General features: G+C 70.9%; 7 protein-coding genes. 2 read left to right on the top strand and 5 right to left on the bottom strand.

Annotation, left to right across the window (positions count from 1 at the left end; genetic code table 11):
- Both ACLEQD_RS31450 and ACLEQD_RS31445 read right to left on the bottom strand, forming a co-directional pair.
- Positions 1-2,631, bottom strand: a 2,631-nt coding sequence (locus ACLEQD_RS31450; RefSeq protein WP_410389196.1) for a homocysteine S-methyltransferase family protein, incomplete at its 3' end; no start/stop codon positions are given.
- Positions 2,628-3,524 (bottom strand): ArsR/SmtB family transcription factor, encoded by an 897-nt coding sequence (locus ACLEQD_RS31445; RefSeq protein WP_410389195.1) that lies wholly within the window; start codon positions 3,522-3,524, stop codon positions 2,628-2,630. The genes ACLEQD_RS31450 and ACLEQD_RS31445, both read right to left, overlap by 4 nt.
- Positions 3,525-3,623: 99 nt before the next feature.
- On the opposite strand from ACLEQD_RS31445, the gene ACLEQD_RS31440 reads away from it, so the two are divergent.
- Both ACLEQD_RS31440 and ACLEQD_RS31435 read left to right on the top strand, forming a co-directional pair.
- The gene (locus ACLEQD_RS31440; RefSeq protein ID WP_410389194.1) at positions 3,624-4,502 is read left to right on the top strand and encodes a patatin-like phospholipase family protein; all 879 of its coding nucleotides are present in this window, start codon (positions 3,624-3,626) and stop codon (positions 4,500-4,502) included.
- Between the two features lie 130 nt (positions 4,503-4,632).
- Positions 4,633-6,234, top strand: coding sequence for a S8 family peptidase (locus tag ACLEQD_RS31435; RefSeq protein WP_410389193.1), 1,602 nt, complete (start codon positions 4,633-4,635; stop codon positions 6,232-6,234).
- Between the two features lie 95 nt (positions 6,235-6,329).
- Here the strand turns inward: ACLEQD_RS31435 and ACLEQD_RS31430 are convergent, their stop codons facing one another.
- The 3 genes from ACLEQD_RS31430 to ACLEQD_RS31420 all read right to left on the bottom strand — a co-directional run bounded on the left by ACLEQD_RS31430 (position 6,330) and on the right by ACLEQD_RS31420 (position 8,073).
- Positions 6,330-6,773, bottom strand: coding sequence for a CoA-binding protein (locus ACLEQD_RS31430; RefSeq protein ID WP_410389192.1), 444 nt, complete (start codon positions 6,771-6,773; stop codon positions 6,330-6,332).
- Complete coding sequence (locus ACLEQD_RS31425) at positions 6,770-7,672, bottom strand: hypothetical protein (RefSeq protein ID WP_410389191.1); 903 nt, start codon at positions 7,670-7,672, stop codon at positions 6,770-6,772. The genes ACLEQD_RS31430 and ACLEQD_RS31425 overlap by 4 nt, the downstream gene beginning before the upstream one ends.
- Before the next feature lie 83 nt (positions 7,673-7,755).
- Positions 7,756-8,073, bottom strand: coding sequence for a DUF2795 domain-containing protein (locus tag ACLEQD_RS31420; protein WP_120528797.1), 318 nt, complete (start codon positions 8,071-8,073; stop codon positions 7,756-7,758).
- Positions 8,074-8,292 lie beyond the last annotated feature (219 nt).

Below are 8,292 nucleotides of genomic sequence, written 5' to 3'. Positions count from 1 at the left end.
CTCCTTCGCCTCCTGCGCCAGCTTCAGCCGCCGCGCGGCCAGGTCGTCCCGCAGCTTCGCGTGCGCGCCCGGCTCCACGATCTGCTTCGCCAGCTCCAGGCCGTTCATCGCGTCCTGCGCGTAGGCCACGGTGCCGCCGCCGTAGGCCGGGGCGATGTTGCGGTCCACGAAGTTGCGGCTGAGCGCGGCGCCGCCCACCAGGATGGGCGTCTCCACGCCCGCGCGCTTCAGGTCCTCCGCGGTGGCCACCATCTGGTGCGCGCTCTTCACCAGCAGGCCGGACAGGCCCAGGATGTCCGGCCGGTGCTCCTTCACCGCCAGCACCAGCTGCTCCGGCGGGACCTTGATGCCCAGGTTCACCACCTGGAAGCCGTTGTTGGCGAGGATGATCTCCACCAGGTTCTTGCCGATGTCGTGCACGTCCCCCTTCACCGTCGCGAGGACAATCTTGCCGCGCGACGCCGCCTGGGTCTTGCTCATGTGCGGCTCCAGGTGGCTCACCGCCGCCTTCATGGACTCCGCGCTCTGGAGCACCTCCGCGACGATGAGCTCGTTGGCGCCGAAGAGGCGGCCCACCTCGTCCATGCCCTTCATCAGCGGCCCGTTGATGATGTCCAGCGGCGCCATCTCCTTCATCGCCAGGTCCAGGTCCGCGGTCAGGCCGTCGCGCGTGCCCTCGACGATGTAGCGCTGCAGCCGCTCGTTCAGCGGCAGGCTGCTCACCTGCGCGCGCGCGGGCTTGCGCTCGCGGAAGTGCGCCGCGAAGGGCGTCACCGGGTCCGCGCCCCGGTTGTAGAGGAGGTCCTCGGACAGCCTGCGCTCCTCTTCAGGAAGCGACGGGTAGCGCTCCAGCTTCTCCGAGTTGACGAGCGCCATGTCCAGGCCCGCCTGCACGCAGTGGTACAGGAACACGGAGTTGAGCACCTCGCGGCCCGCGGTGGGCAGGCCGAAGGACACGTTGCTGATGCCCAGCACCGTGCGGCACTGCGGGAAGCGCTGTTTGATCAGCCGCACGCCTTCAATCGTCTCCACGCCGCTGCCGGTGTACTGCGCGTCGCCGGAGGCGCAGGGGAACACGAGCGGGTCGAAGTACAGGTCCTCCGCGCGCATGCCGTACTTCTGGGTGAGCAGCTCGAAGCTGCGCTCGGCCACGGCGAGCTTGCGGTCGCGCGTGACGGCCATGCCCACCTCGTCGATGCAGCCCACCACCAGCGCCGCGCCGAACGCCTTCGCCAGGGGGACGACCTTCTCGAAGCGCTCCTCGCCGTCCTCCAGGTTGACGGAGTTGATGATGGCCTTGCCCTGGCAGTACGTGAGCGCCATGGCGATGACCTTCTCGTCCGTCGAGTCGATCATCAGCGGCACGCGCACCTTCTTGACCACCACCTCCAGGAAGTGGCGCATGTCCTCCAGCTCGTCCCGGTCCGGGTTCGCCAGGCAGATGTCGATGACCTGCGCCGCCCGCCGCACCTGGGCGCGGGCAATCTCCGACGCGTCGTCGAACTGGCCCGCGACGATGAGCTCCTTGAACTTCTTGCTGCCGATGACGTTCGTGCGCTCGCCCACGATGATGGGGCGCTGCTCGTCCGTCACCTCCAGGTAGTCCACGCCGGACAGCGACGAGCGCGGCTTCGGCACTTCCGTGCGCGGCTTCAAGCCCTTCACCATCGCGGCGAGCGACTCGATGTGGCCCGCGTGCGTGCCGCAGCAGCCGCCCACCACGTTGATCCACCCGCTGTCACAGAAGCGCTTGAGCGACCGGGAGATCATCTCCGGCGACTCCAGATACTGGCCGTTCTCGTCCGGCAAACCCGCGTTGGGCACGCACGACACCGGGAACGGGCTCATGGACGACAGCGACCGGATGTGGTCCGTCATGAAGTCCGGGCCCGTGGCGCAGTTGAGCCCCAGGTACAGGAGGTCCGTGTGCTCCAGCGACGTGGCCAGGCTCTCCACGGACTGGCCCGCGAGCATCGTGCCCATGGGCTCAATCGTGCCGGACACCGCCACCGGCAGCTTCCAGCCCAGCTTCCGGAACGCCCGGTCGATGCCCAGGAGCGCCGCCTTCACGTTGCGCGTGTCCTGCGCCGTCTCCACCAGGAGGTAGTCGGAGCCGCCCACGGCGAGCGCCTCCGCCTGCACGGCGAAGTTGTCCACCAGCTCCTCGAAGGTGATGCCGCCCGTGACGCTGATGGCCTTGGTAGTGGGGCCAATGGAGCCCGCCACCCAGCGCATCCGGCCGTCCTTCGCCTCCGCGGCCTTGGCGGCCTTCAGCGCCAGGCGGGACGCGGCGACGTTGATTTCATGCGCCTTGTGCGAAAGCTCGAACTCCGCCAGCACCACCGGCGTGCCGCCGAAGCTGTCCGTCTCCGTCACGTCCGCGCCCGCGGCGAAGTACTTCGCGTGGATGCCCTCGATGACGTCCGGGCGGGTGAGGACCAGGTGCTCGTTGCAGCCCTCGTACTCCGCGCCGCCGAAGTCCGCCGCCACCAGCTGATGGTTCTGCAGGAGCGTGCCCATGGCGCCATCCAGCACGAGGATGCGCTCGCGCATCGCGGCCTTCAGCGCCTCCACGCGCTGGCCGTGCTCCCCGGGGGGGAGCGGCAGGGGGTGGGCGAGGTGGCTCGTCATGACGGTTTGACTCCGGTCAGCAGGAAGACGCGGAAGGGACTGGCCCCGTCGCGCGCGTGCGTCTCGCGGGTGAACGACGTGAAGCCGGCCTCGCGAAGGGCCGCTTCGAGGACTTCGGGCGAAAAGCCCAGGTGCCGGTGCCCCAACCGCTCCAGCACCCACTTCTCTTCGTGCGGCAACAGCTCCAGCACCACCAGCCGGCCGCCCGGCTTGAGCAGCCGCGCCGCCTCCGCCACCACCGCGGCGGGCGCCTCCACGTGATGGAGGCTCTGCGAAATCACCACCAGGTCCATGCGCCCACCGGCCAGCGACAGCCGGTGCAGGTCCTCGCGCAGGAACGTGATGTTCTTCAGTTCGTCACGGGCGGCCAGGGTTCGAGCCTGGGACAGCGCGTCCTCGCTCTGGTCGATGGCCCACACGTGCCGCGCCCACCGCGCCATGGCCCGGCTGAACACCCCGGTGCCGCACCCGAAGTCCGCCACGTCCAGCGGCGGCAAGAGCGACGCCAGCGCGCCCGCCCAGAGGAACCACGACTGGCCGGGCTCCAGCAGCCGCTCGTTGAGCGCCTGCCGGTCCTCCCGGGCGCGCAGCAAGTCGCTCAGCCGCGCGGAGTCCCCCGCCGCGTCCTCCGCCTCGCGGGCCAGCCGGACGAGCGGCCAGCGCGAGTCCTCCGACTCCAGCGCCAGCGAGTAGTACGTGAAGCCCGCCTGCCGCTCCTCCCGGATGAGCCCCAGCCCCTTCAGCTTCGACAGGTGGTGCGACACCGACGACTGGGCCACCCCCACCAGCGACACCAGCTCCGTCACGTTCAGCGGCGCCTGGGCCACCAACCGCAGGATGCGCAGCCGCGTCGTGTCCCCCAGGACACGGAAGGATTGGGAGAGGACGTCCATATCGAGCCATCAACATATATCGATGCTCTGACTCGGACACAATGGCCCCGCCAACGCATTGCGTTGCCTTGGGTTGTACCCATCCCGTAGAAATCCGGAATGGCGCCCTCCTCCACGCTGCACTCCCTGCTCGACGGCAAGCGGTTCGGGCTGGTCCTCTCCGCGGGCTACTTCGGCTTCTACGGTCACGCGGGCTTCCTGAAGGGGCTGCACGGCTCCGGCCTGAAGCCCCACGCGTACGCGGGCACGTCCGCGGGCGGGATGGTGGCGGCGTACGCGGCGGCGGGCATGCCCATGCCGAAGCTGGAGGAGCTGGTGCTGAGCCAGACGCGCGCCAACTTCTGGGACCCGGACCCCATTGGCGCGGTGCTCAGCGTGGCGTCACAGGGGCACGGCTTCACGGGCCTGCTCAAGGGCGAGCGCTTCCGGCGGCTCCTGGAGGACACGCTGCCGGTGTCCACCTTCGAGGACCTGCCGCACCCGCTGCTGCTCACCGCGGCCAACCTCACCCACGGCACGCACCAGGTGTTCACCACCGGGGAGCTGGCCCCGCGCGTCCACGCCACCTGCGCGTACCCGGGCCTGTTCCGCGCGGTGCCGCTGGACGGCCAGCTGTTCTGGGACGGCGGCCTCGTGGACAAGGCGCCCGCGCTGGCGCTCCAGGAGAGCGCCATCGGCAAGGACCTGGACGCCATCCTCGTGCACTTCCTGCCCAGCCGGACGCGCAAGGTGGTGGGCGGCCCCATGGCCTATCCGCAGGGCCTGGCGGCCGGGTCCGCCGCGCTCCGCAGAGACCACTTCCGCCTCCAGCTCACCGTGCTCCAGACGCGCAACGTGCCCGTCTACGTCGTCGTCTCCAACCTGCCGCCGGTGACGCCCGCCACCTTGGAGCGCGGCTTCGACGCCCTGGACCAGGCCCGGCTGTCCGCCGAGCGCGCCCTGGCCCGGCCTCCCGTCCCGTTCGAGCAGAGCACCTGAGGGCCTCCGCACTCCCAACGGGTTCAATGAGGACCGAATAAAGCAACAGGGCAGAAATAACAGAATAGCCTGATTTGAATGACAGACCGGCGTGGCATGGTGGGGGTGCTGTCCATCCCGGAGGAAGTCCATGCTGAAGTCGACGCTGTCCCCGCGCCCCCTGCGTGGCGCGGTCATGGCTGTGTCCCTGCTGGCGTTGGCCCCTGCTGCTGGCGCCGCGCCCAGGCTGGCGCCGCGCGCGCTGGTCGCGAAGCCCACGGGGCGCGAGCTGCCCGCGGGGACGTTCGTGGAGCGGCTGGTGGTGAAGTTCCACGAGGGCAGCCACGTGCGCCTGGCGCGGCGACGCGCTGCGCGCCTGGCCTCCGAGCGGAGCGCCGGCGAGCGGGAGCTCTTGTCCGGCCTGCGCCTGGACTCCGCGCGCGTGGAGGCGGACCTGGCGGAGGTGGTGGGGCTGCTGGAGCGCGCGCCGCGCATCGGGGCGCTGGACCGGCTGTTCCAGGCGGAGGAGGCCGCGCTGGACGCGAGCAAGGCGTCCGGTGAGGCGAAGGCCGGCGAGCAGCTGGCGGACCTGAACCTGTACTTCGAAGTTCCGCTCCTGCCCGGCACCACGGCGGACACCGTGGCGGACCTGGTGGCGGCGCTCAACCGCGTGTCCAGCGTGGAGACCGCCTACGCGGAGCCGCCCGCGGAGCCGGCGATGGTGAACTTCGGCATGGAGGCGGGGCTGCGCGCGCTGCTGGCGGCCGCGGACCTGCCGCCCACCACGCCGCTGTACCAGGCCAACCAGGGCTACCTCAACGCGGCGCCCTCCGGCGTCAACGCCACGTACGCGTGGACGGTGACGGGCGGCCGGGGCACCAACGTGAGGTTCGTGGACATCGAGGGTGGCTGGCGCACCACGCACGAGGACTTCCCCTCGTTCTTCCGCGTGGGCGGCACGCAGTACAACGACCTGGGCTGGCGCAACCACGGCACCGCGGTGCTGGGTGAGATTGTCGGCGCGTCCAACGGCTACGGCGTGACGGGCATCGCCAACGCGGCGACGCCGGGCGTGGAGGCCATTGGCGCGCAGAGCACCGCGAGCGCCATCACCAACGCGGCGGCGGCGGTGGGCGCGGGCGGCGTCATCCTCATCGAGCTGCACGCGGGCGGCCCCAACGACGGCACGGCCTGCACGTGCAACACGTCCCAGTGCAACTACATCGCGATGGAGTACTGGCAGGCCAACTTCGACGCCATCCGCAACGCCACCGCCAACGGCGTCATCGTGGTGGAGGCGGCGGGCAACGGCAGCGCGAACCTGGACGCGGCGGCCTACGGCGGCCTGTTCAACCCGGCCACGCGTGACTCGGGCGCCATCATCGTGGGCGCCAGCACCGCCACCACGCGCGTGCCCATGTGCTGGACCAACTTCGGCCAGCGCGTGAACGTGCACGGCTGGGGTGAGAAGGTCGTCACCACCGGCTACGGCGACCGCTTCGGCAGCGGGTACGGCGAGGACCAGTACTACACGTCCACCTTCAGCGGCACCTCCAGCGCGTCGCCCATCATCGTGGGCACCGCGGTCAGCGCCCAGGGCGTGGCGCGCGCCAACGGCCGGCTGCTGACGTCCGTGCAGATGCGCGGCCTCTTGCGCAACAACGGCACGGCCCAGGCCGCGGACTCGCGGCAGATTGGCCCGCTGCCGGACCTGCGGAAGGCCCTGCCCAAGGTCATCTCCGGCAACTACTGAGCCTGACGGCGGGCCGCCGTCCTCCACGCGCGGCCACGCGGCCCTCCGTGCCCTTCCGGGCGCGGAGGGCCGTTGTCTTTTTCCGGCCGGAGCCGTCAGCGCCCGCTGTAGCGGCGGTGGTCCACCATCAGGCAGCGGTCCTGCACCACGCGGATGCCGGCGGCCGCCAGCTTCTTCGCCGCGTCGTCGTTGCGGATGCCGGACTGGAACCACACCGCCTTGGGCTTCTTCGCGATGATGTCGTCCACGTGCTGGTCGATGTCGCCGGGCCTGCGGAACACGTCCACGACGTCGATGTCGCCCGGGATGTCCACCAGCTTGCGGTACACGGGCTTGCCCAGGATGACCTTCGCGTCCGGGTAGTAGACGGGCACCGGCACCACGTCCACGCCCGCCTTCGACAGGTACTCCGGCACGTAGTACGCGGGCTGGGCGGAGTGGTCCTCCGTCTTGATGCCCAGCACCGCCACGCGCCTGGCTTCCTGCACCACGCGCTTCACACCCGCGTCGTCCTCGATGAGGTACTCGTCGTGGCTCATGGCCCTTCCTCCTGGAGCATTTCCGCCTGGGACTCGGTGGTGAGCGTCAGCGTCCCGCCCTTGCCCACCGCCTGCACCTTCAACAGGCGGCGCACCGGGATGAACCGGCCCCACGCCACCACCTGCTCGCCTTCACACGTCACGCCCTTCGCCAGCTCGGGCGAACCGGCCTCCGTCCACGCGGCCCGCAGCTCCGCGGGCGCCTTCGGCGGCAGCGCGTCCAGGCACCTGAGCGACAGCACCACCGCGTCGCCGAACGTCGTGGGCCGCGTGCCCTCCACCGTGCGCTCCAGCAGGTAGGCGCGCTCCTCGCCGTCCACGGCCACGTAGTCCACCGCCCACGTGCGCTGGCCCTCCACCAGGTTGCGCTGCAGCAGGCCGCCGTACTTCGCCTCCCACTCGCGGCGCGCGCGCGTCTCCAGCGCCTCCGGGGTGAAGAAGTCCTCCACCTCCGGCACGCCGGTGCCCTCGGGCGCCACCTGCCGCAGCGCGTCCTGCGCGGCCTCCGGGCCCACCAGCTTCACGAAGGTGCCGTCCGCCGCCAGCTGCATGCGCAGCGTGAAGCGCTCCAGCACGGCGCCGGACAAGGACGGCACGTCCCGTCCGTCATGCACCTGGCGCGGGGTGCGCACGGCCTGGGCCACGCGCCAGCCGCCGTCGGACGGGGCGAAGCGCGTCTCGGTGGTGAACGCGGCCTCGTCGCGCACCTCCGGCTGGCCCTCGCGCTGGAGGGTGCGGGTGGCGCGCACGGATTCGGTGAGGAGGCGGTCCACGGGGGGTTTGAAGTCCAGACGCACCGGCGGCGGCAGCCCCGGCGCGGGGTTGAGCGGCGGATACCGGGACGTGCACCCGGCGGCCAGCGACAGCACGAGACAGCACCACGGGAGACCAGGACGCATGCGCTCGCGAACGCTGGCAGAAAGCCAGGGCGCCCGCGAGCGTCTTGCGCCGCTTCCCTGAAGGTGTCACCGCGCGGGCGACACTACGGGTGACGCGTCTCCCCGTTGGAGGCCCCTTCGATGCGGTCGCGCCCGATGTTGCGCCGGTCGCGGTCCACCCCGTCGTCGTCCTTCAGGCCGTTCATCGCGAAGCGGCGCTCGGCCTCCGCCAGGTCGCGCAGCACGTGCTCGCGCAACATGTACTCCTGCTGCGGCAGGGACTTGAGGATGTTGATGATGTCGACCGGGGCCTCGCTGTCCGCGGCGGCCTCGACGAGTTCCTCACGCGTCGCCGGGTACTCCACCCCATCCAGATGCGGGGTGATGGAGCGCGCCGGATCCTCCGCCTTTCCGTAAGCCATCGTGCCTTCCACCTTTCTTGCGCCCGGGCGTCCATGCCCGAGCGTCCATCCAGGGAACAACGTGGGGATGACGCCCGCCCCGGGCCACCCTGCCTCCCGCCACCTCCTGCGACGCCAGGCGGGCGAGGGACCGTCCGCCTTGCCCGCGAACGCTTCGGGGTAGAGTCTTCCGCCGCGCCCAACGCCCGCCGGAGTCCCCGCCCCGATGTCCGCCGCCTC

This window comes from Corallococcus sp. 4LFB (assembly GCF_046520365.1).
Lineage (GTDB): Bacteria > Myxococcota > Myxococcia > Myxococcales > Myxococcaceae > Corallococcus > Corallococcus caeni.
Note: the sequence above shows the minus strand (reverse complement) of the source record. Positions and strands in the feature narration are given on the sequence as shown.